Source organism: Kitasatospora sp. NPDC094016, from assembly GCF_040304045.1.
Lineage (GTDB): Bacteria > Actinomycetota > Actinomycetes > Streptomycetales > Streptomycetaceae > Kitasatospora.
This window is the reverse complement of sequence record NZ_JBEOUK010000018.1, coordinates 87,800-107,912: the sequence shown is the minus strand read 5'-3', so window position 1 is coordinate 107,912 and position 20,113 is coordinate 87,800. Positions and strand designations below refer to the sequence as shown.

Below are 20,113 nucleotides of genomic sequence, written 5' to 3'. Positions count from 1 at the left end.
CCGGGCGGACAGAGTCGTGGCCCGGCTTTCGTGAATAGTTGACTCTGACTATTCAGGAGTGGATAGTCAGTACTGACCAAGAGATGAGGACGTCTCGTGGCGAAGCGACGCAAGGTGTCGAACCCGCTGGCCCTGGCGGTCCTGGCCGAACTCGTGGCCGGGCCGATGCACCCGTACGAGATGGGGCGCAGGCTCAAGGAGCACGGCAAGGACCGCAACATCAAGTACAACCGCAGCTCGCTGTACATGGTCGTGGAGCAGCTGCGGAAGGCCGGGTTCGTCGCCGAACAGGAGACCGTCCGCGACACCCAGCGACCGGAGCGCACCGTCTACGCCGTCACCCCCGAGGGCCGGGCGGAGCTCACCGACTGGATGCGCGAACTCGTCGCCGAACCGCAGCACGAGTACCCCGCGTTCGGGGTCGCGCTGTCGCTGCTCATGGTGGTCCCGCCGGCCGAGGCCGTGGAACTGCTGGAACAGCGGCGGGCCGCGCTGGCCGCCGAGGTGGCGGGCATCCGGGCGGCCCTGCGGAAGGCCTCGGACGACGGCGTGGACTGGATCTTCCTGATCGAGGAGGAACACCGGGTCGGCGCGCTGGAGGCCGAGGGCCGCTTCGTCGAGCACCTCGTCGGTCGACTCAAGGAGCCGGAGTTCATCCGGACCTGGCACGAGACCTTCGGGAGTCTGGAATGAGTACGAGCAACGGGGAGAAGAGGGCCCTCGTCATCGGCGGCGGGATCGCCGGGCCGGTGACGGCACTGGCCCTGCGCAGGGCCGGCGTCGAAGCCGTCGTCTTCGAGGCCTACGAGTCCTCCGCCGAGGGCATCGGCGGCACCTTCATGATCGCCCCCAACGGGCTCGACGCCCTGGCGACCGTCGGGCTCGGGGCGGAGGTCGGCGCCATCGGGCAGCCCATCGGCCCGATGCTGATCGAGGACGGCCGGGGCGGCGTGCTGGCCGAGTTCGCCGGCCTCCCGGACCTGCCGCCCGGCCGGGTCATGCGCCGCGCCGAACTGTACGAGGTGCTCCAGCGGCGGCTGCGCGAGAGCGGCATCGAAGTCCGCCACGGCAAACGGCTGGTCGGCGCCGAGGAGGGCGCCGACGGCATCACCGCCCGCTTCGCCGACGGCGACACCGCCACCGGCGACCTGCTGATCGGCACCGACGGCACCCGCTCCACCGTCCGCACCCTGATCGACCCGGACGCCCCCGGCGCGCGGTACACCGGCCTGCTCGGCGTCGGCGGCTACAGCCCGCACCGGCTGCCGGGCCGGGCCGGACGCGGCGAGACCATGCACTTCGCCAACGGCGCCCGCGCCTTCTTCGGCTACTGGGGACTGCCGGACGGCGCCGGGACGGCCTGGTTCAGCAACATCCCGCAGCCCGAACAGCTGACCGCCGAGCAGGCCCGCGCCGTCAGCCCGGAGCAGTGGCTGCGCCGGGTCCGGGACCTGCACGCCGACGACCTGCCCGCCCGGGACGTGCTGCGCGAAGCCGCCGCCGACACCGTCGAGGTCTTCCCGCGGCTGGAGATCATGCCGTCCGTCCCGCACTGGTACCGCGGCCGGATGGTGCTGGTCGGCGACAGCGCGCACGCCCCCTCCAACAGCTCCGGCCAGGGCGTCTCGCTGGCCGTCGAGAGCGCCGTCGAACTCGCCCGCTGCCTGCGGGACCTGCCCGACCACACCGCCGCCTTCGCCGCCTACGAGGCGCTGCGCCGGCCCCGGGTCGAGAAGATCGCGGCCGACGCGGCGCGCACCAACAACCAGAAGTCCTCCGGGCCGGTCGGCCGGGCGCTGTTCCGGCTGCTCGCGCCGATCGCGATGCGGACCTTCCTGAGCCCGGAGAAGATGCTCCGCCCGGTGCACGGCCACCGGATCGACTGGGACCGGCCGGTGCTCCCGGTGGCCTCCGGCGCGACGGGCCGTCAACGGCGCGCCGTGACCGCGCCGTGACTGCGCCGTGACCCCTTCGTCGGGCCGGACAACGCCGTACGGGGGAATTTAGCCTTCCGGCCAATCAAGTGGCCCCAGGGGCAGGAATAGCGTTCGTGCTGTGGCCGACGTGCGACCCGCGTCGGCATCCCCCCGCATCAACGAAGGAGAGCGTGCGCTCTATGGACGCTGTGACCCAGGTCCCCGCGCCGGTGAACGAGCCGGTCCACAGCTACGCCCCGGGCAGCCCGGAACGGGCCCGTCTGGAGGCCAAGCTGAAGGAGCTGGGCGGCCAGGAGCCGGTCCAGCTGACCATGACGATCAACGGTGAGCGCCGCATGGGCGGCGGCACCGAGATCCACGTCGTCCAGCCGCACAACCACGCGGCGAGGCTCGGCACCCTGCGCAACGCCACCCAGGCCGACGCGCAGGAGGCCATCGACACTGCCCTGGCCGCGGCCCCGGCCTGGCAGGCGCTCTCCTTCGACTCCCGCGCCGCGATCTTCCTCAAGGCCGCCGACCTGCTGGCCGGCCCCTGGCGCGAGACCCTGGCCGCCGCCACCATGCTCGGCCAGTCCAAGACCGCCCAGCAGGCCGAGATCGACACGCCCTGCGAGCTGGTCGACTTCCTGCGCTTCAACGTGCACTTCGCCCGCCAGATCATGGCCGAGCAGCCGATCTCCTCGGACGGCGTGTGGAACCGCAGCGACCACCGCCCGCTCGAGGGCTTCGTCTACGCGATCACCCCGTTCAACTTCACCGCGATCGCCGGCAACCTGCCGACCGCGCCCGCGCTGATGGGCAACGTGGTGCTCTGGAAGCCGTCCCCGACCCAGCAGTACTCCGCGCACCTGCTGATGCAGCTGCTGGAGGAGGCCGGCCTGCCCAAGGGCGTCATCAACATGGTGACCGGCGACGGCCTGGACGTCTCCGCCGTGGCGCTCAAGCACCCGGCGCTGGCCGGCATCCACTTCACCGGCTCCACCGCCACCTTCCAGCACCTGTGGCGCTCCGTCGGCGAGAACATCGCCGGCTACCGCACCTACCCGCGGATCGTCGGCGAGACCGGCGGCAAGGACTTCCTGGTCGCCCACCCGTCCGCCGACCCGGCCGTGCTGAAGACCGCGATGACCCGCGGCGCCTTCGAGTTCCAGGGCCAGAAGTGTTCGGCGCTCTCCCGCGCCTACGTCCCGGCCTCGATCTGGGCCGGCCTCAAGGACGAGTTCGCGGCCGAGGTCGAGGGCCTCACCATGGGCGACGTCACCGACCTGGCGAACTTCATGTCCGCCGTCATCGACGACCGCGCCTTCGCCAAGAACAAGGCCGCCATCGACCGCGCCCAGGCCGACCCCGCGGTCGAGGTCCTGGCCGGCGGTACGTACGACGACTCGGTCGGCTACTTCGTCCGCCCGACCGTCCTGGTCTGCGAGGACCCGGCGTCCGAGTACTTCCGCGAGGAGTACTTCGGCCCGATCCTCGCCGTGCACGTCTACCAGGACGACAAGTACGACGAGATGCTGGCCCAGATGGAGTCGGCCTCCGCCTACGGCCTGACCGGCGCGATCATCGCCCAGGACCGCGCGGCCGCCCAGGACGCCATGCACAAGCTGCGCTTCGCGGCCGGCAACTTCTACATCAACGACAAGCCGACCGGCGCCGTCGTCGGCCAGCAGCCCTTCGGCGGCGGCCGGGCCTCCGGCACCAACGACAAGGCCGGTGCCAAGCAGAACCTGGCGCGGTGGACCTCGACCCGCTCGGTCAAGGAGACCTTCGTCCCGCCGACGGACTACCGCTACCCGCACATGGGCTGAGTGCCCCTCCAGACCGCTCCGGTCGCCTGACCGTCCAGGTCACGTGGCCGCGCCGGTCACCTGACCGCTCCGGTCGCCCGACCACTCGGTCACCCGCGACGCCCGGCCCCGCAGCCGGGCGCCGCCCGCCGGGGCGGCGGTGCCACGCACCCGCCGCCCCGGCCCCCCTTCTGCCACCCTTAGAAGCACCAGCTCCAGGAGTCACGATGCTCCGTTCCGCCCTTCTCGCGGCCTCCCGGTCGCCGCAGGTCCGCACCGTGGTCGAGAAGTTCCCGCCGACCCACGCGATAGTCGAGCGCTTCGTCGCCGGTGACGTCCTCGACGACGCCGTCACCGCCACCGACGACCTGATCGCCACCGGCCGCAAGGTCACCCTGGACCACCTCGGCGAGGACACCAAGGACGCCGCCCAGGCCGCCGGCACCGCCGAGGCCTACGAGCACCTGCTCACGGCGCTCAAGGAGACCGGCCTCGCGGCCAGCGCCGAGGTGTCGGTCAAGCTGTCGGCCGTCGGCCAGTTCCTCCCGGTGGACGGCGAGAAGATCGCGCTGGAGAACGCCCGCCGTATCTGCGAGGCCGCCGCCGACGCCGGCACCACGGTGACCCTCGACATGGAGGACCACACCACCACCGACTCCACCCTCGCCATCGCGCGCGAGCTGCGGGCCGACTTCCCCTGGCTGGGCGTCGTGCTCCAGGCCTACCTGCGCCGCACCGAGGCCGACTGCCGCGAGTTCTCCGGCCCCGGCTCGCGCGTGCGCCTGTGCAAGGGCGCCTACAAGGAGCCCGAGTCGGTCGCCTTCCAGGGCAAGCACGAGGTCGACCTCGCGTACGTCCGCGCGCTCAAGGTCCTGATGGCCGGCGAGGGCTACCCGATGATCGCCTCGCACGACCCCAACATGATCAAGATTGCCGGCCAGCTCGCCCAGTGGAACGGCCGCAAGCGCGACTCCTTCGAGTACCAGATGCTGTTCGGCATCCGCCCCGAGGAGCAGCTGCGCCTCGCCGGCGAGGGCAACACCATGCGCGTGTACCTGCCCTACGGCCAGGAGTGGTACGGCTACTTCATGCGCCGCCTCGCCGAGCGCCCGGCCAACCTCACCTTCTTCCTGCGCGCCATGGCCACCCGCGGCTGACCCGCGCGCACCCGCACGACGACGGCCCGCACCCCCGGTGGAAGGGGGGTGCGGGTCGTTTGTCGCGTTCCCGGGACTTCTAGAGGAAGTCCTTGGTGTCCAACTCGAACTCGAACGGGGCGGGGAGGGCGAGTGATTCGCCGAAGGCTGCCAGGTGCACCTCGGTGTACTCGTCGCGGTGGGGATTGCTGAAGAGGTTGACCTGGGCCCGCTCGCGGTCGATCAGGAGGTACAGCGGGATCGCGGCGCGGGCGTAGCAATGGCGTTTGGCGATGCGGTCCTGGTCGGGCTTGCTGGAGGTCACCTCCGCGACCATCGCGACGCCGTCGGGCTCCATCCAGGGTGGTGCGTCGCGGAAGAGGCGGAGTTCCCTTGGAGCGAAGGTCGTGTCCGGAATGACGTGGTTCTTCGGGCAGAGACCACCGCTCACCAGGCGGAGGCCCTTATGGCCCGATGCCTGCATGTGGACCTGGGACTTTGCTTTCACCTGGTCGATCAGCAGGTCGATGTAGTCCTCGTGGTTGCCGTCCGGCGGTGGTGCCACGATGATCTCTCCCTCGATGAGCTCGGCTCGGAAGCCTTCGGGGGAGTGCAGGCTCAGGAAGCTCTCCAGCAGGATGTCAGCCTGCGATGGGGAGTCCGTGATCGGTTGCTCAGGCGCCACAGCACTCATGATGCCCCTCCTTCAGATATGCGGCACGCTATTCGGTGCTCGACGGAGTTGTGCCGTGCACGGTTTGTTTTCACTTGATGGTGTGAGTTTGAGGCCCGGCATAGGATCTCGATGCTGATGAACTGGGGTTTTGACAGGAGGAGTTGGGGATGCTGAAGGAGTTCGCGGGGCTGTCGACGCCGTTGGTGGCGGACGCGTGTGTGCGGTTGGGGGTGGGGCTCAGGGCGGCGCCGGTGGGGGTGGCGGCGGTGGCGGCCGGGGGGCGGGTCGCGGGGCGGGTGCTGCCGGTGCGGCACTACGGGAGCGTGGACGTGTTCCTGGAGGCGTACGGGGCCGCCCGGGACGGTGACGTGCTGGTGATCGACAACGGCGGGCGGACCGACGAGGCCTGCATCGGGGACCTCGCGGTGCTGGAGGCGCGGGCCGCCGGGATCGCCGGGATCGTGGTGTGGGGGCTGCACCGGGACACCCCCGAACTGGTGGAGATCGGGCTGCCGGTGTTCAGCTACGGCGCGCTGCCGCTGGGGCCGGTGCGGCTGGACGGGCGGGAGCCGGAGGCGCTGGTGACGGCGCGGGTCGGGCCGCACCTGGTGAGCGCCGGGGACGTGGTGTTCGGCGACGCGGACGGGGTGCTGTTCGTCCCGGCCGACCGGGCCGGGGAGGTGCTGGAGACGGCCGCCGCGATCGCCGGGACCGAGCGCGCGCAGGCCGGGCGGATCGCCTCCGGCGACACGCTGCGCCGGCAGACCGCCTTCGACGAGTACCTGGAGCGCCGCGCGGCCGACCCGTCGTACAGCTTCCGGCAGCACCTGCGGCGGGTCGGCGGGGCGATCGAGGAGTAGCGAACTCCCTTACAGCGGACGGTGCATGACGTGCAGGCCGACGTAGCCGTCGACGGGGTGGTGGAAGGCTTCGGGGACGGTGCCGACGATGTCGAAGCCGAGGGACCGGTAGAGCTTCACGGCGTGGTGGTTGTTGGCGACCACGGCGTTGAACTGCATGGCGCGGTAGCCGTTGGCGCGGGCCCAGTCGAGGGTGTACTCGACCAGGGCCCGCCCGATGCCGCGGCCGTGGTGCGCCGGGTCGACCAGGTAGCTGGCGCTGGCCACGTGCGCGCCGTTGCCGGGGCGGTTGCGGGTCATGTTGGCGGTGCCGACGACCGTACCGGCCGCGTTTACCGCGACCACCGTGCGATGGGGTGCGGCGAGCATCCACCACTCCCGGCCGAGGTCGGAGGAGAGGTCGAGGGGGTAGGGGAACGTCTCACCGGCGGCGATGACGGTGTGGAAGAAGGGCCAGACGGCAGGCCAGTCCTCGGGGGCGGCTTCGCGGATGAGCATCCGGTCAGCATGATCCGCGACGGGAGGGCCTGCCACTGGTTTTCGATCGGTTCTCGATGCGCGGGCGCTTCCGGTGCGGCCGGTCAGGTCAGGACGGCGTCCTCGACCAGGGCGGCCGCGTGGGCCTGGCCCTTGGCGTTGGGGTGCACCAGGGCGTACTGCAGCGGGATGATGCTGGTCAGCACGCCGTCCAGCCAGTGGTCCTGGTCGCACACGCTGTGGCCGGTGGTGGAGGGGTAGAGGTCGACGAAGGTGTCGCCGCGGGCGGCGGTCCGCTGGGCGATGACCGCGTTGAGCGGCTCCAGGATGGCCGTCCGTGCCCAGGCGAGGTCGCCGGTGGTGAAGGTGGCGAACTGCTCCAGGTTGCCGTAGGTGCAGCGGGTGGCGTCCTCGGGGACGAGGTGGGGGTAGCCGACGGTCAGCAGCCGCGCGGACGGGGCCTTGGCGTGCAGGGCGCCGAGCATCTGGTCGAAGTCGCCGCGCAGTTGGTCGAAGCGGCCGGGCAGGCTCGCGTCGAACTTGTCCTTGCAGGGCGTGCCCTGGCCGAGGACCGCGGCGCCGAGTTCGATGCAGCTCTTGAGGATCTCGGCGAAGCCGAGGGTGTTGCCGCCGATCTCGACGGTGATCACGTCGGCGCCCGGGGAGACGGCGTCGATCTGCGGCGGGACCGGTGGGAAGGGGGCGCCGGGGTTGGTCCCGAACGGTGGGAGCGGGCGCCCGGGCGGGGCCTCCTTGGTCTGGTAGACGTCCTTGACGTCGGCGCCGGCACAGCTGACGTTGCGCAGTTCGACCAGCGGGCCGAGGCCGCGGCGGATCAGCTCGGGGTAGGAGCCGGTGGTGCGGGCGCAGCCGTCGCGGGGTTCGGTCTCGTCGCCGGCGGCCTCGACGAAGCCGGCCGTGTAGGAGTCGCCGAGCGCGGCCCAGGCGAGCGTCCGGACGCGGCCGGACGGCTCGGCAGCGGCCTGGGCGGCGGACGGGGTGATCAGGCCGGCGGTGAGCGCGACGGCGGTGCCGGCGACGGCGAGGCGGGACAGGAAGCGTGGCACGGTCTCTCCCTCAACGAGTGCGCGGGAGAGCGCGATTCACCCCCCTAGAGGTAAATCGAGTCGGTGGATGGACGACTTGATCCCTCAGGAGGGTGAATTCGCGTGTGCGGCCGTGACGTTGGGCCGATCGGCCCCGGGCGTCAGGGTGGGGCGGGGGCGAGACGGTTTCAGAGCAGGGCGGCGGACGGGTCGACCATCGCCCGGGCGGTCTTGGCGTCGACGTACTCGCCGAGCGCGGTCATCACCCACTCGCCGGACGACTGTCGGACCAGCTTGCACATCACCACGCCCGTGTGCGGCTCGGAGTGGGTGAGGTCGAAGCGGACCAGCTCCTCTTCCGTCCGGGCGTCCAGCAGGCGGCAGTAGGCGTTCTTGACCTCGGTGAACCGCTGGCCGGAGAACGAGTTGACGACGAAGACCAGGCCGGTGACCTCGGCCGGGAGGCCGTCCAGGTGGACGGTGATCGACTCGTCGTCACCGGCTCCGCCGCCGGTGAGGTTGTCGCCGGAGTGGGCGATCGCGCCCTTGAAGACGGTCAGCTTCATGAACCAGGCCGTTTCCAGCTTCTTGCGCCGGGCGTCGAAGGCGAGGCAGGAGGCGTCCAGGTCGACGCTGCGGCCGCGGCCGGCGGGCTCCCAGCCGAGCGCCATCCGGACCGAGGAGAGGAACGGGCGGCCGTTCTTCACCAGGGAGACCGAACTGCCCTTGACCAGGCTGACCCGGCCCTTGTCCAGGGTGACCTTGGTGGGGGCGGACGGGGCCGGCGGGGCGACCGGGGGCGCCGGGGGCACGGGCGGGGTGGCGGCGAGGGCGATCCGCGGGTCGACGGGGGGAGCCGGGGGAGCAGGCGGAGCCGGGTGGGCGGCCGGAGGGGTGGGCGGGGCCGCGGGGGGAGTGGCAGGGGCGGGGGCCTGGGCGGCCGGGGGCGCGGCCGGGGAGTCGTCGACGGAGACGCCGAAGTCGGTGGCGATGCCCGCCAGGCCGTTGGCGTAGCCCTGGCCGACCGCGCGCACCTTCCAGACGCCGCCGCGCTGGTAGACCTCGACCACGATGAGCGCGGTCTCCCGGCCGAGCTGCGGCGGGGTGAAGGTGACCAGGGCCTGCCCGGTGTCGGCGTCGCGGACGGTGGCGGTCGGCTCCATCCCGGCGAAGGTGGAGGACTGGTCGGCGGGGCTGGCGGTCACCACGATCTTGGTGATGCCGGCCGGGACGGCCAGGGTGTCGACGGTGATCGCGTCCGGCGCTCCGGCGGCGGCCGGGCGGTGGCTGACGCCGGGGCCGTGCGGGGCGTTGAAGAAGACGAAGTCGTCGTCCGAGCGCACCTTTCCGGCGTCGGTCAGCAGCAGGCCGGAGACGTCCAGCGCCTTGGGCGCGGTGACCTCGACAGTCACCCGCGCGGCGGTCAGCGGGGCGTTGCCGCCTTGGGTCAGGACGGTGGACACGGTCTCCTCCTCGGGTGCGGAACGGCGGCCGGCCGGGGCCGCTGGGACCGCCGGGCCGGGTGCTGCCCACAGTAACGAACGGGCGCGTCGGGATGAGCCCGTCCGGGGCGGTGACCTGTCGGATCGTCGGACGGTATGGCCGGGCTGCGGGGTGGGGCTGCGGGGTTGGGCGGCGGACCCCGGCGAGGGCGGGGTGGGGCTGCGGGGTTGGGCGGCGGACCCCGGCGAGGGCGGGGAGGTGGCAAGGTGGCGGGGCGGCGCGGCCGGAGGTCAGCGGGGCGCGAAGGCCGTCGGCGTGCCGGGGCGCGGCGGGAGCCCGGGTGCCTCGGGCGCGGCCGGCTTCGGTGCGACCGGCTGTGGTGCGACCGGCTGTGGTGTGACTGGGCCGAAGGAGCCGAGCGCGGCGACCGCCCGGGGCCGGTCGATGCCGAAGGCGGCGGCGCTCCAGCTCTCCGCCGCAGCGGCCTTGCGGACCGGGCCGGACGAAGCGGGCCGACCGGACGGGAGGGATGTGCCGGACGGGAGGGAGGGGCCGGACGGGCCGGTGGGCCCCGAGGGTTCGGCGGCGGGGCGGGTGCCGCGCACGCCGAAGGCGTAGTGGCCGGGCGGGACGTCGATGCCGGCCGGGGTGGTGAAGCGGTAGACCAGGGTGCCGCGCTCCTGCTGGGCGGTGACGACCGCGCCGGGCAGGTCGGTCCAGGCGGCGCCGCTGCCGGGGGCCAACTCGCCCGGTGCGAGCCGGAATTCGGCCTGAAATGCGGTGAGCGCCTCGGTGGCGGTGAGGTCGAGCTGGTGCCGGAGGCCGTCCCGGCCGAGCGGTGTGACCATGGCGACGCCGGTCAGGGCCTGGTCGGTGTCCGGGTCGGTGTCCGGGTCGGTGTCCGGGTCGGGGGTGCCAGCGGTCGGGCCGCCGGTGCCCGGGGTGGCCGCGCCGGGCGGCGGCGGTGCGGGCTGGGCCGGGGCGGCCGGGCGGGGTCCGGGAGCGTGCGGCGTGGTCGGCGAGGGGGCGGGCGAAGAGGGGGCGGCCGGCTGCTCGGCGGCGGGCGCGACGGGCTGGGCCGACGGCGAGGGCGCGGCGGCGTCGGCCGGCGTGGCGGGCTCGCCGGCGCCGGCCGGCCGGGTGCCGGGGCCGTGGTCGGCCATGGGTTCGGCCGCGGCCTGCCCGCCGGTGGGCTCCGGGAGTGCCGGCCGGGTGCCGGGCGCGCCGGGCGAGGTGGCTCCGGCGGTCGGGCCCTCCGCCGTCCCCGGGTGGTGTGCCGAGGGGCTCGGTGCGGGCGGCCGGCCGGTGGCCGGGAGGTCGGCGGGGTTCGGCGCGGTGGGGTTCGGTGCGGTCGGGGCCCGGTCGGCGGCGACCTCGGCCTGGTCGCCCGCGGCGGGGGTGGGCGGCGGGGTGGAGCCGACGCGCGCGACCCCGGCCCGTCGGCCCACGCCCTGCTGCTCGTTGAGCAGGAGGGTGGTGGCGATGCTGATGCCGACGACGGTGGACATCGCCATCGCGGCACCGGAGAAGCGCAGGGTGGGCAGCCGGAACCGGCCGCCGAACGGGCGTGGCCGCCCGTGCCGGCCGTGCCGTTCGGGTTCGTGCCGAACGTCCCGCGCAGTGTCCTCGCGCGCAGCCACCGGACCCCTCCCTCCCCGAAGTCGCCGTCACGGTCGCGGTATTCTCCCATGCGCCGCCACCGGGCCGGCATCGGCCGCCCGGGGTCGGTCGGCAGGGGTCCGGGTCGGGTCCGGGTGGTACCCGCGCCGGGAGGGGGAGAGCGTACCAGCGGCTCGTCGCGACCTGGACGGTTTTGATCCATTTCGTGGACACCCGTTCGACGGACGGAAGTTGACGATCCGTCTGATAAGGCGATGGTGGCTGCCGGGCCGCCCGGACGGGGATTAATGCAACCTCCTTGCAACCCTTGCCCACCCGGCCGGAAGTGGCCCAGGCTGAGGTCATCCCACGCCGTCCCGGAGAGACCGTCATGCCGCCCGACCCGCTGTCCGCAGCCTCCAGTGCACCCCTCGCCGCCACCCCCACGGGCGGCGATGGGGACGGCTCCACCGCCGCTCCGGCGGCGGTGGAGGAGGTGCTGATGCTGCGGATCTCGTTGGGCGAGGAGGTGGTCGGCGAGGTGCGCACCCGGTTCCGCTTCGAGGCCGCGCGCCCGTACGAGGTGCTGCTGACCTTCCACCTGGGGCGGCCGGACGAGGCCGACTGGGTGTTCTCGCGCGAGCTGCTGTGCGACGGCTTGCAGGCGCTGAGCGGCCAGGGCGACGTCAAGCTGTGGCCGGCGTACTGCCCGTGCCACGGCTCGACGCTGCACCTGGCGCTCGAATCGCCGCACGGCAGCGCCCTGCTGGAGGCTTCCAAGCCCCGGGTGCAGGCGTGGCTGGACCGTACCTACGCGCTGGTCTCCGCCGAGGTGGAGCGCGCCTGCGGCCCGACCGACGCCCAGCTGGCCGCGCTGCTCGCCGGCGGCTGAGGCCCGGTCGGGGCACCGGCGGGCCCGCGCGGCGGCGGGACGGGCGCCGCGCCCGGCAGCCGGACCGTTCCCGCGGCCAGCCCGGCCCGCAGCCGCCGGACGGCCGGGGCCGAGGAGGCCGGCAGCAGGTCGTACGGGTCGTCCGGCCCGTCCACCGTGACCAGCACCGACTCGGCGATGCGGTACGGCCGGTGGGCCAGCAGGCCGCCCAGGTAGCGGCGCAGCCGGGACAGCTCGGCGCGGACCGTCACCGTCCGGCCCGGGTCGCCGAACAGCGCCTCCGCGAGCTGCGCGGCCGTGCTGCCCTCGCGTCCGGTGGCGAGCAGGAGCAGCAGTTCGGCGTGGCGCGGGCTGAGCGGGTGCGACCAGCTGCCGGCCGCGCCCCGGACGGTCAGCTCCGGGCGGTCCTGGCGGCGCAGGTCGAGCCGGAGCCGGGCGCCCTCGGCCTGCTCGGCCGTCACCGTGCCGGAGGCGTCCGCCTCGGGCGGCCGGACCGGTCGCACCAGCCAGCCGTCCGCGAGCGGTTCCAGCGCGCACTCGCCGAGGCCCGGCACCCAGTGCACGGCGGCGGTTCCCCAGCCGCCGACCGGCACCCGCAGCCGGCCGGGCGGCGGCAGCCCGGCCGCGGCGGCGGTCCACCCGGCGGAGTCCACCACCAGGGCCGGGCCGGCCACCCGGGCGAGCATCGGGGCGGCCAGGGTGCGCAGTTGGTGCAGCGCCTCCAGCCGGTGGGCGCGCAGCTCGGTCTCGGCGAGCCGGGCGGCGGTGGCGGTGAGCTGCAGCAGGTACGGGCGGACGTTGCGGGCCGGGCCGCTGAGGTTGATCGCGCCGACCAGCCGCCCGGTGCCCGGGTCGTGCACGGGGGCGGCCACGCAGGTCCAGGAGTGGTGGCTGCGCAGGTAGTGCTCGGCGGAGTGGACGTGCATCGGGCGCTGGGCGCGCAGTGCGACGGCGATGCCGTTGGTGCCGACGCTCTCCTCGATCCAGCGGGCGCCGGTGAGGAAGCCGATCCGGTCGGCGCTGCGGCGCAGGGCGCGCTCGCCCTCCTGCCAGAGCACGTGGCCGTCGGCGTCGGCGATGGCGAGGAGCAGCGGAGTCTGGCCGACCGGCTGGAGCAGGGTGTCGCGCAGCGCCGGCAGGACCGCGTCCAGGCCGCTGGTGCGGCGGCGCTGCTCGATCTCGGCGGGGCCGAGGTGGACGGCGGCGGCACCGGCGTCGGGGTCGAGCCCGAGGCGGCGCAGCCGGGCCCAGGAGTCGCCGATCTCGGGGCGGGGTTCGAGCAGGCCGGGGGAGCCGGGCTCGGGGTAGGGGGGCTGGGCGAGTTCGCGGGCGGCGGCTTCGGCGAGGGTGCGGTCGTGGATCCTGGCCAGCTCGGCCGTGCTCGGCGCGGTGCGGCGTTCTGGTCGTCGGGACTGCCGTCCGGTCTGCCGCACTCGCGTTGCTCCTCGCCGCCGTTCGAGGCCGCGCCGGGGTCGACGCGCTGACGAAAGCGTACGGGGGCGGTGAGTGTCTGGGGACGGGGTCTGCCAACTCGGCATACCGGACGGTATGACCGTGGACATGCCGAGGTGTGATGACTAGGCCCTGTCCGGCCGAGCGGGGTCCCGGTGCGGGTCTGCTGCGGGTCGGGTGTGACTCTGATGCCGGCCTGGTGTGGGTTCGGCTGGCCGTGCCGCGGTCAGCGGTCCGCGCCGGTGCCGCGCTGGGCCGCCTCGACGGTGTGGTGCAGGTCGGCGGTGGCCTCCAGGGAGGCGGCGGTGCTCAGCGCCAGGCAGGCGGCCAGCGCGATCGCGACCGCGCGCAGGCGGGTGCCGGTGGTGGTGGCCGCCGGGCGGGGCTGGAGCAGGGCGGCGACCCGGCGCGGGACCGGCCCGGAGTGGGCGGCGGGGACGAGCCGGGGCCGGGCCGGCCACGGGGAGCGGCTGGCGGCCAGGGCGGCCCGGCCGACCGCGCGGGCGGTCACGGCGCGGTCGCCGACCCGGGCGGCCGCCACCTCGTCGGCCCAGCGCTCCAGGTGGTACCCGAGGGGCGCGCGCAGCGGCCGCAGCGCCGGGTGGAGGTCGGCGGCGTGCTCGGCGAGGGCGAGGAAGAGGTGGTGGCGGGCGGCCAGGTGGGCGCGCTCGTGGGCGAGCAGGGCGACCCGCTCGGGCCCGGTGAGGATGCGCAGCATGCCGGAGGTGACCACGATCCGGCCGGGCTCGCCGGGCCGGCCGGGGAGGGGCAGGCGCCCCGGCAGGGCGAAGGCGTCGGCGCGCTCGTCGTCGAGGACGGCGAGCGGGTGCTCGCCCGGCTGGAGCAGGGCGCGGGCGCCGGCCAGGACGGCCTGCGGGGTGCGTGCCCGGCGCATGGTGACGTGACCGGGGCGCGGGTTTGGATGCCGGTCCTCGACCGGCGCGGGGCAGGGCGGCGCGGCGCAGGCCGGGAGGGCGGACCGGGCCTCGCGCAGTTCCACCTGGTGGCGGCGGGCGGTGCGGACGGCCCGGGCGGTCAGCGCGGCGAGCACCAGACCGGCCGCGGCGGCCGCCGCCGGCGCGTCGGGTGCGGCGGCGGTGAGCCAGGGCAGCGACAGGTGGCCGACAGCGGCGACCGGCGGTAGCTGGAGCAGCCCGGCGGCGGCGAGCAGGCCGAGCGAGCAGAGGGTGCCGCCGGCCAGTACGGCGGACGTCCCGGCGAGCATCCAGGCGGCGGCCCGGGGCGGCAGCGCGTCGGCGAGGCGGCGGGCCAGCGGGGCGGCCAGGAACGGCAGCAGCAGCGGGGCCCAGACGGCGATCATCACGAGCCGGCCGCCCCGGGGGTGCCGGGGGTGGGGGTGGAGTCGGGGCCCGAGGAGGAGGGGTCGAGACCCGAGGCGCCGTCGCCGAGCAGGTCGCGCAGCAGCTGCTCGTCCTCGGCGGAGAGGTCGGAGACGAAGCGGGCGAGCACGGTGGAGCGGTCGGCCTCGCGGCCGAGCTCGGTGTGCATCCGGCGGGCGGCGAGGCCCGCGGTGTCGTGGACGGTCGGGGTGTAGGCGTAGGCGCGGCCGGCCCGGGTGCGCTCCACGGTTCCCTTGTCGTGGAGGCGGGCCAGGATCGTGGCGATGGTGGTGCGGGCGAGGTCCCCGCCGAGTGCCGACTGGACGTCCTGCGGGGTCATCGGCTGCCGGGCCGACCAGAGCGCGGCCAGCACCTCGGCCTCCAGCTCCCCGGCGGGCCGGCGGGCGGACGGTACGTCGGACATGGCGGCGCTTCCTCCAGGTTTCGTCTACAGTCATGTAGACCGTCTACGTCACTGTAGACGGTCGGGGCGGGTTCCACTGTGAACCGCCCCCCAACGTACGGGAGGTCCGCCAGCCTTGCTCCAGTTCCTCGCCGATCCGGCCGCTCACCTCGCGGTGAACCCGCTGGACGCGTCCTCGCTGCTCGCCGCCTTCGGCGCACTCGGCATCGCCGTCGTGCTCTTCGCCGAGACCGGCCTGCTGGTGGGCTTCTTCCTGCCCGGAGACTCGCTGCTGTTCACCGCCGGCCTGCTGTGCGTGCCCGGTGCCACCAGCGGCCCGCAGCTGGAGCTCTACCAGGTGCTGCCCGCCGCCCTGGTCGGCGCGCTGGCCGGCGCCCAGGTCGGCTACCTGATCGGCAGGCGCGGCGGCCGCGCGCTGCTGCGCCGCACCGAGCGCAGGAGCCTGCTGGAGGGTGTCGAGCGGGCCGAGGAACTGCTGGGCAAGTACGGCCACGGCAAGGCGATCGTGCTGGCCCGCTTCATCCCGGTGGTCCGAACGGTGCTGAACCCGCTCTGCGGCGTGCTCGAGGTGCCGGCCCGTTCGTTCACGTTCTGGCAGGTGACCGGCGGCGCCGTCTGGACCGTCGGCGTGGTGCTCGCCGGGTACGGGCTCGGATCGTCGATCCCCAGCATCGACAGATATCTGCTCCCGATCATCGGTCTGGTAGTAGTTGTCTCCGTGCTCCCCATTGTTCTCGAACTGTTCCGCGCCCGTAAGGCGCACCGTCACGGAGGTGACAAGTGACGTCCTCCCGGGCTCTCGCCGTCTACGACGGCAGCGGCATCGACGGCAGCCTCTACACCCGGGTGAACGGGTGGGCGCAAGCTGCTCCGCACTGGCTGGACGAGCTGATCAAGGTCTGGTCGGCGCTCGGCCTCGGCCTGTTCGCGGTCTTCATGCTCTACGCCTGGTGGCGGGCGCGCGGCGCCGACTCGGCCGTGATGGCCAAGGTGCTCGCCTCGCCGGTGATCGTGGTCGTCGCGTACGGCGTCAACTCGGTGCTCAAGGGCATGGTCGAAGAAGTCCGGCCGTGCGCCCAGATCCCCGGCAGCATCTCGCTGGAGACCTGCCCCGGCGCCGGTGACTGGTCCTTCCCCAGCAACCACACGGTGATCGCCTTCGCCGCCGCCACCGCACTCTGGTTCGCCGACCGGCGGCTCGGCTGGATCGCCGGGATCTTCGCGGTGCTGATGGGCGCCTCCCGGGTCTGGGTCGGCGTGCACTATCCGCACGACGTGGCCGTCGGCGCGCTGGTCGGCCTCCTGGTCGCGGTGGTGCTGGCGCCGCTCGCCGGCCGCTGCGGGCCGCTGGTGGACCGGATGCGGACGGGTGCGCTGCGCCCGCTGCTCGGCCCGGGCGCGGTGCCGGTGACGGGCGGGCGCCACGCCGCGTACGGGACGCGGCAGCACTGAACGGCGGCTGCCGGCAGCACTGTCGGCGGGTGCTCGCGGCATTGGCGGCGAGACCCGACAGCGCTGATTCCGTAGCCTCCCCGTAGCCCGTCCGACCCTTGTCTGGCCGGGGTGGCGGGTAGAGCATGTGAGCCGGGCGTGGGGCCCCTTCGCGGGGAACCCGCCCGGCTCAGTCGTGCCGGGGCGCGGGAGCGCCGGGCGTGCCAGCGGAGGGAGTGCCAATGCCGTACCGACTCGACATCACGCAGGGGGACTGGCCGGGCGAGTCGCCGCACAAGGGCGTCGAGGGACTGCTCGCCGAGGCCATGGTGCTCACCCTCGCCACCGCCGGCCACGAGCACGGCCCGCACGCCAACCTGGCCTTCTTCGCGTACGACGACGACCTCGTCCTGTACTTCGTCAGCGAGCGCTCCACCCGGCACAGCCACCACCTCGCCGAGGAGGCCCGGGCCGCCGCCACCGTCTTCCTGCCGCCGCCGGTCTTCGGCGAGCAACTGCGCGGCCTGCAACTGGCCGGCGGCGCGAGCGAGGCCTGGGGGCGGCAGGCCGAGGCGGCGCTGGCCGCCTACCAGGGGCGGTACCCGTCCTTCGCGCAGGACGAGCAGGTGCGGCGGCAGTTCCTCACCGGGGGCGGGGCGGCGGCGCTGTACCGGTTCCAGGTGGAGGAGCTGACGGCGGTGGACGAGCCGAACTTCGGGCGGCGCAACTACCTGCGGGCGCGGGTGCTACGGCCGTAGGCCCTGTCGGGACGGCAGGGTTGTCTGTACAACTTTTCGGGTGATTCATCTGCGGGACGCTACCGGGACGCCCCCAGGACACCTGGGCGCACCAGCCTGGCCGCATGAGAGTCATCGTCGTAGGAGCAGGCGTGCTCGGCACCATGCACGCCTGGCAGGCCGTCGAACGCGGCCACGAGGTCGTCCACCTGGAACGCGAGACCGAGGCGCGCGGCGCCTCCGTGCGCAACTTCGGCCTGGTCTGGGTCAGCGGCCGCGCACAGGGCGAGGAACTGGACACCGCGCTGCGCGCCCGCGAGCTGTGGGAAGGCATCGGCGCCCGCGTCCCCGACCTCGGCTTCCGCGCCAACGGATCGCTCACCGCGATCCGCACCCAGGCCGAACTCGCCGTCGCCGAACAGGCACTCACCCTGCCCGACGCCGCCGCCCGCGGCTACCGGCTGCTCGACGCCGACCAGACCAGGGCCGCCAACCCCGCCCTGCGCGGCGAACTCCTCGGCGCCCTGTGGTGCGAGCGCGACGCCGCCGTCGAACCCCGCACCGCCCAGCCCGCGCTGCGCGCCGCGCTCCAGGCCACCGGCCGCTACACCTTCCTGCCCGGCCGCGAGGTCCGCGACGTGATCGGCGAGAACGCCGTCCGCGACGACCACGGCGACATCCACACCGGTGACCTCGTCATCCTCTGCACCGGCGCCTGGCTCGGCGGCCTCGTCCGCGAACTCGCCCCCTCGCTGCCCGTGCGCAAGGTCCGGCTGCAGATGATGCAGACCGACCCGCTCGGCGAGACCCTCACCACCTCCGTCGCCGACGGCGACAGCTTCCGCTACTACCCGGCCTTCGCCGGAACCGCCCTGGACCGCCTCCGCGACACCCAGCCGCAGACCGACGTCGCCGCCGAACACAAGATGCAGCTGCTCATGGTCCAGCGGCGCGACGGCGGCCTCACCATCGGCGACACCCACGAGTACGACCAGCCGTTCGGCTTCGACGTCGTCGAGGACCCGTACGACCACCTGGTCGGCGTGGCCGAGGACCTGCTCGGCTGCCCCCTGCCGCGCGTCCGCCGCCGCTGGGCCGGGGTGTACGCGCAGTGCGTCGACACCACCCGGGTCGTCCACCGCGAACGACTCCGCGACGGCGTCTGGCTCGTCACCGGCCCCGGCGGCCGCGGCATGACCTGCTCCCCGGCCATCGCCGAAACCACCGCCGAACTCGCAAACCTGTAAGGGTAGTTGACATGTCTTCCTTTGACATCCGCCTGGTCGTCCTCGACATGGCCGGCACCACCGTGGCCGACGACGGCCTCGTCGAACAGGCCTTCACCGCCGCCGCCCGGACGCTCGGCGTCGAGGCCGGCAGCCCGGGCTTCGGCCCCATGCTGGAACACGTCCGCGCCACCATGGGCGAATCCAAGATCTCCGTCTTCCGGCACCTCTTCGGGGACGAGGACAAGGCCCAGCGGGCCAACACCGCCTTCGAGGCCGCCTACCACGACCTCGTCGACGCCGGACACTGCGCCGCCCTGCCCGGCGCCGCCGAAGCCATCGCCGAACTGCGCGGCCAGGGCCGGAAGGTCGTCCTCACCACCGGCTTCTCCCGGGCCACCCAGGACCGCATCCTCACCGCCCTCGGCTGGCAGTCCGTCGCCGACCTCACCCTCAGCCCCGCCGAGGCCGGCCGCGGCCGCCCCTACCCGGACCTCGCGCTCACCGCGCTGCTGCGGACCGGAGTCGAGTCGGTGCGGCAGATCGCCGTCGCCGGAGACACCGGCTACGACATGCTGACCGGCGTACGGGCCGGAGCGTCCGTCGTCGCCGGCGTGCTCACCGGCGCCCACGACGAGGCCCGGCTGCGCGCCGACGGGGCGACGCACGTGCTCGGCTCGGTGGCGGAACTGCCGGGGCTGCTCGGTTAGTGGCGGTTAGTCCAGCGCTACGGGCGGGCGGAGTCGCGGGGGGTGCCCCGGCCTCCGCCCGCTCGGCTGAACGCGACCCGACGCGGGCGACCGTTGCGGACCACGGCCACGCCCAGACCGCCGACGGCCGCCATCAGGACGGCGTCCAGGCCGCTGGCGATGGCCAGGTCCTTCGAGAAGTCGATGTCGTCCGGGGTGCGCGCGGCCGCGACGCCCCTGGGGTCGTAGCGGACGGTGAGCCGGTCGCCGACCGCGTGCGAGTGGAAGCCCGCGATCACCCGGCCGTTCGGGATCGGCATGCCCCACTCGTAGGCGAGGTCGTACGTCGAGTCCGGGTGCTTCGCCCCCGGGTGGTCGTGCGCCGCCGCGATCCGGGCGGAGGTGGTGACCCCGGTGGCGTTCAGGATCATCGCGTCCCGGGCCGCGATCACCTCCCCCAGCGCGGCGCCCCACAGCGCGACGGACAGGATCGCCACCCAGCACCCGAGCGCCCCGACCAGCCGGACGACGCCCACGATCCAGGCGACCCCGACAATCAGCCCGAGCAGCCACGCCAGGCCCGAGCCGACGTACGTGCTCAGCAGCACCAGCCCGAACGTTCCCACCGGCACCGCCGCCACCAGCGCACCCGCCAACGCGATGGATCCGCGGCGGCTTCTCTCCCTGACCATGGCGTCCCCCGATCTCCCTACGACGGGGTGGAACAGTACGCCGCGATCCCGACGGTCCCTCGGCAGGGCCCCGGTCATCGGAGGCGAGGCCGGCGGTGACGGCCCGACCCGAGCCAAGTCCCGGGCAGACGACGAACTTGATGCCGGCCACCACGGGCTCGCAGCGGTTGTGACTGTGCGAGGAGTCGCGGGAGTGGAAGCCTCCGATGCGTCCTGCGTCACATGTCAGTGGCGCTCGGAAGTATGACGGCGGCACGCGGGTGTTGGTG

The 20,113-nt window shown here is 74.0% G+C and carries 20 protein-coding genes; 11 read left to right on the top strand and 9 right to left on the bottom strand.

Annotation, left to right across the window (positions count from 1 at the left end):
• Positions 1-96 precede the first annotated feature (96 nt).
• From ABT015_RS19025 to ABT015_RS19010, 4 genes are all read left to right on the top strand, one after another.
• A complete protein-coding gene (locus ABT015_RS19025; protein WP_350880430.1) occupies positions 97-693 on the top strand; it encodes a PadR family transcriptional regulator in 597 nt (198 codons plus the stop codon).
• On the top strand, positions 690-1,955 hold the full coding sequence (locus ABT015_RS19020) for an FAD-dependent oxidoreductase (RefSeq protein WP_350880428.1): 1,266 nt from the start codon (positions 690-692) through the stop codon (positions 1,953-1,955). The genes ABT015_RS19025 and ABT015_RS19020 overlap by 4 nt, the downstream gene beginning before the upstream one ends.
• 161 nt (positions 1,956-2,116) lie before the next feature.
• Entirely contained in the window at positions 2,117-3,745 is a 1,629-nt protein-coding gene (gene pruA, locus ABT015_RS19015) for an L-glutamate gamma-semialdehyde dehydrogenase (RefSeq protein ID WP_350880426.1), read from the top strand.
• A gap of 206 nt (positions 3,746-3,951) precedes the next feature.
• On the top strand, positions 3,952-4,881 hold the full coding sequence (locus ABT015_RS19010; protein WP_350880424.1) for a proline dehydrogenase family protein: 930 nt from the start codon (positions 3,952-3,954) through the stop codon (positions 4,879-4,881).
• A gap of 79 nt (positions 4,882-4,960) precedes the next feature.
• Here ABT015_RS19010 and ABT015_RS19005 read toward each other — a convergent pair whose 3' ends face one another.
• Positions 4,961-5,554, bottom strand: coding sequence for a Uma2 family endonuclease (locus ABT015_RS19005; protein ID WP_350880422.1), 594 nt, complete (start codon positions 5,552-5,554; stop codon positions 4,961-4,963).
• A gap of 149 nt (positions 5,555-5,703) precedes the next feature.
• Here ABT015_RS19005 and ABT015_RS19000 point away from each other — a divergent pair, with 149 nt between their 5' ends.
• Complete coding sequence (locus tag ABT015_RS19000) at positions 5,704-6,396, top strand: RraA family protein (protein WP_350880420.1); 693 nt, start codon at positions 5,704-5,706, stop codon at positions 6,394-6,396.
• A gap of 9 nt (positions 6,397-6,405) precedes the next feature.
• On the opposite strand, the gene ABT015_RS18995 is transcribed toward ABT015_RS19000, so the two are convergent.
• From ABT015_RS18995 to ABT015_RS18980, 4 genes are all read right to left on the bottom strand, one after another.
• Positions 6,406-6,894 (bottom strand): GNAT family N-acetyltransferase, encoded by a 489-nt coding sequence (locus ABT015_RS18995; RefSeq protein WP_350880418.1) that lies wholly within the window; start codon positions 6,892-6,894, stop codon positions 6,406-6,408.
• An 83-nt stretch (positions 6,895-6,977) separates the two neighbouring features.
• Entirely contained in the window at positions 6,978-7,940 is a 963-nt protein-coding gene (locus ABT015_RS18990) for an SGNH/GDSL hydrolase family protein (RefSeq protein WP_350880416.1), read from the bottom strand.
• 167 nt (positions 7,941-8,107) lie between these two features.
• Entirely contained in the window at positions 8,108-9,370 is a 1,263-nt protein-coding gene (locus tag ABT015_RS18985; protein ID WP_350880481.1) for a TerD family protein, read from the bottom strand.
• A 282-nt stretch (positions 9,371-9,652) separates the two neighbouring features.
• Entirely contained in the window at positions 9,653-11,002 is a 1,350-nt protein-coding gene (locus ABT015_RS18980) for a hypothetical protein (RefSeq protein ID WP_350880414.1), read from the bottom strand.
• 350 nt (positions 11,003-11,352) lie between these two features.
• Here ABT015_RS18980 and ABT015_RS18975 point away from each other — a divergent pair, with 350 nt between their 5' ends.
• Positions 11,353-11,853: an SsgA family sporulation/cell division regulator gene (locus ABT015_RS18975; RefSeq protein ID WP_350880412.1), complete on the top strand. Its 501-nt coding sequence runs from the start codon at positions 11,353-11,355 to the stop codon at positions 11,851-11,853.
• Here the strand turns inward: ABT015_RS18975 and ABT015_RS18970 are convergent.
• From ABT015_RS18970 to ABT015_RS18960, 3 genes are all read right to left on the bottom strand, one after another.
• Positions 11,772-13,286, bottom strand: a complete 1,515-nt coding sequence (locus ABT015_RS18970) for a helix-turn-helix domain-containing protein (protein ID WP_350880410.1) — start codon at positions 13,284-13,286, stop codon at positions 11,772-11,774. The genes ABT015_RS18975 and ABT015_RS18970 overlap by 82 nt on opposite strands.
• 245 nt (positions 13,287-13,531) lie before the next feature.
• Positions 13,532-14,626: a M56 family metallopeptidase gene (locus tag ABT015_RS18965; RefSeq protein ID WP_350880408.1), complete on the bottom strand. Its 1,095-nt coding sequence runs from the start codon at positions 14,624-14,626 to the stop codon at positions 13,532-13,534.
• Entirely contained in the window at positions 14,626-15,069 is a 444-nt protein-coding gene (locus ABT015_RS18960) for a BlaI/MecI/CopY family transcriptional regulator (RefSeq protein ID WP_350880406.1), read from the bottom strand. Before ABT015_RS18960 ends, ABT015_RS18965 begins: the two co-directional genes overlap by 1 nt.
• A gap of 115 nt (positions 15,070-15,184) precedes the next feature.
• Here ABT015_RS18960 and ABT015_RS18955 point away from each other — a divergent pair, with 115 nt between their 5' ends.
• From ABT015_RS18955 to ABT015_RS18935, 5 genes are all read left to right on the top strand, one after another.
• Positions 15,185-15,853, top strand: coding sequence for a DedA family protein (locus ABT015_RS18955; RefSeq protein WP_350880404.1), 669 nt, complete (start codon positions 15,185-15,187; stop codon positions 15,851-15,853).
• Positions 15,850-16,521, top strand: a complete 672-nt coding sequence (locus ABT015_RS18950; protein WP_350880402.1) for a phosphatase PAP2 family protein — start codon at positions 15,850-15,852, stop codon at positions 16,519-16,521. Before ABT015_RS18955 ends, ABT015_RS18950 begins: the two co-directional genes overlap by 4 nt.
• 221 nt (positions 16,522-16,742) lie before the next feature.
• The gene (locus tag ABT015_RS18945) at positions 16,743-17,258 is read left to right on the top strand and encodes a pyridoxamine 5'-phosphate oxidase family protein (RefSeq protein ID WP_350880400.1); all 516 of its coding nucleotides are present in this window, start codon (positions 16,743-16,745) and stop codon (positions 17,256-17,258) included.
• A gap of 104 nt (positions 17,259-17,362) precedes the next feature.
• Positions 17,363-18,484, top strand: a complete 1,122-nt coding sequence (locus tag ABT015_RS18940; protein ID WP_350880398.1) for a TIGR03364 family FAD-dependent oxidoreductase — start codon at positions 17,363-17,365, stop codon at positions 18,482-18,484.
• An 11-nt stretch (positions 18,485-18,495) separates the two neighbouring features.
• Complete coding sequence (locus ABT015_RS18935; RefSeq protein ID WP_350880396.1) at positions 18,496-19,173, top strand: phosphonatase-like hydrolase; 678 nt, start codon at positions 18,496-18,498, stop codon at positions 19,171-19,173.
• Positions 19,174-19,190: 17 nt separating this feature from the next.
• Here ABT015_RS18935 and ABT015_RS18930 read toward each other — a convergent pair whose 3' ends face one another.
• Positions 19,191-19,844, bottom strand: coding sequence for a hypothetical protein (locus ABT015_RS18930; RefSeq protein WP_350880394.1), 654 nt, complete (start codon positions 19,842-19,844; stop codon positions 19,191-19,193).
• Positions 19,845-20,113 lie beyond the last annotated feature (269 nt).

What these genes read in the sequence shown, in the direction of transcription:
- ABT015_RS19020 (WP_350880428.1), top strand. Translation starts at nt 690, where the DNA reads ATGAGTACGAGCAACGGGGAGAAGAGGGCCCTCGTCATCGGCGGCGGG.
- pruA (WP_350880426.1), top strand. Translation starts at nt 2,117, where the DNA reads ATGGACGCTGTGACCCAGGTCCCCGCGCCGGTGAACGAGCCGGTCCAC.
- ABT015_RS19010 (WP_350880424.1), top strand. Translation starts at nt 3,952, where the DNA reads ATGCTCCGTTCCGCCCTTCTCGCGGCCTCCCGGTCGCCGCAGGTCCGC.
- ABT015_RS19005 (WP_350880422.1), bottom strand. Translation starts at nt 5,554, where the DNA reads ATGAGTGCTGTGGCGCCTGAGCAACCGATCACGGACTCCCCATCGCAG.
- ABT015_RS19000 (WP_350880420.1), top strand. Translation starts at nt 5,704, where the DNA reads ATGCTGAAGGAGTTCGCGGGGCTGTCGACGCCGTTGGTGGCGGACGCG.
- ABT015_RS18995 (WP_350880418.1), bottom strand. Translation starts at nt 6,894, where the DNA reads ATGCTCATCCGCGAAGCCGCCCCCGAGGACTGGCCTGCCGTCTGGCCC.
- ABT015_RS18975 (WP_350880412.1), top strand. Translation starts at nt 11,353, where the DNA reads ATGCCGCCCGACCCGCTGTCCGCAGCCTCCAGTGCACCCCTCGCCGCC.
- ABT015_RS18965 (WP_350880408.1), bottom strand. Translation starts at nt 14,626, where the DNA reads ATGATCGCCGTCTGGGCCCCGCTGCTGCTGCCGTTCCTGGCCGCCCCG.
- ABT015_RS18960 (WP_350880406.1), bottom strand. Translation starts at nt 15,069, where the DNA reads ATGTCCGACGTACCGTCCGCCCGCCGGCCCGCCGGGGAGCTGGAGGCC.
- ABT015_RS18945 (WP_350880400.1), top strand. Translation starts at nt 16,743, where the DNA reads ATGCCGTACCGACTCGACATCACGCAGGGGGACTGGCCGGGCGAGTCG.
- ABT015_RS18940 (WP_350880398.1), top strand. Translation starts at nt 17,363, where the DNA reads ATGAGAGTCATCGTCGTAGGAGCAGGCGTGCTCGGCACCATGCACGCC.
- ABT015_RS18935 (WP_350880396.1), top strand. Translation starts at nt 18,496, where the DNA reads ATGTCTTCCTTTGACATCCGCCTGGTCGTCCTCGACATGGCCGGCACC.
- ABT015_RS18930 (WP_350880394.1), bottom strand. Translation starts at nt 19,844, where the DNA reads ATGGTCAGGGAGAGAAGCCGCCGCGGATCCATCGCGTTGGCGGGTGCG.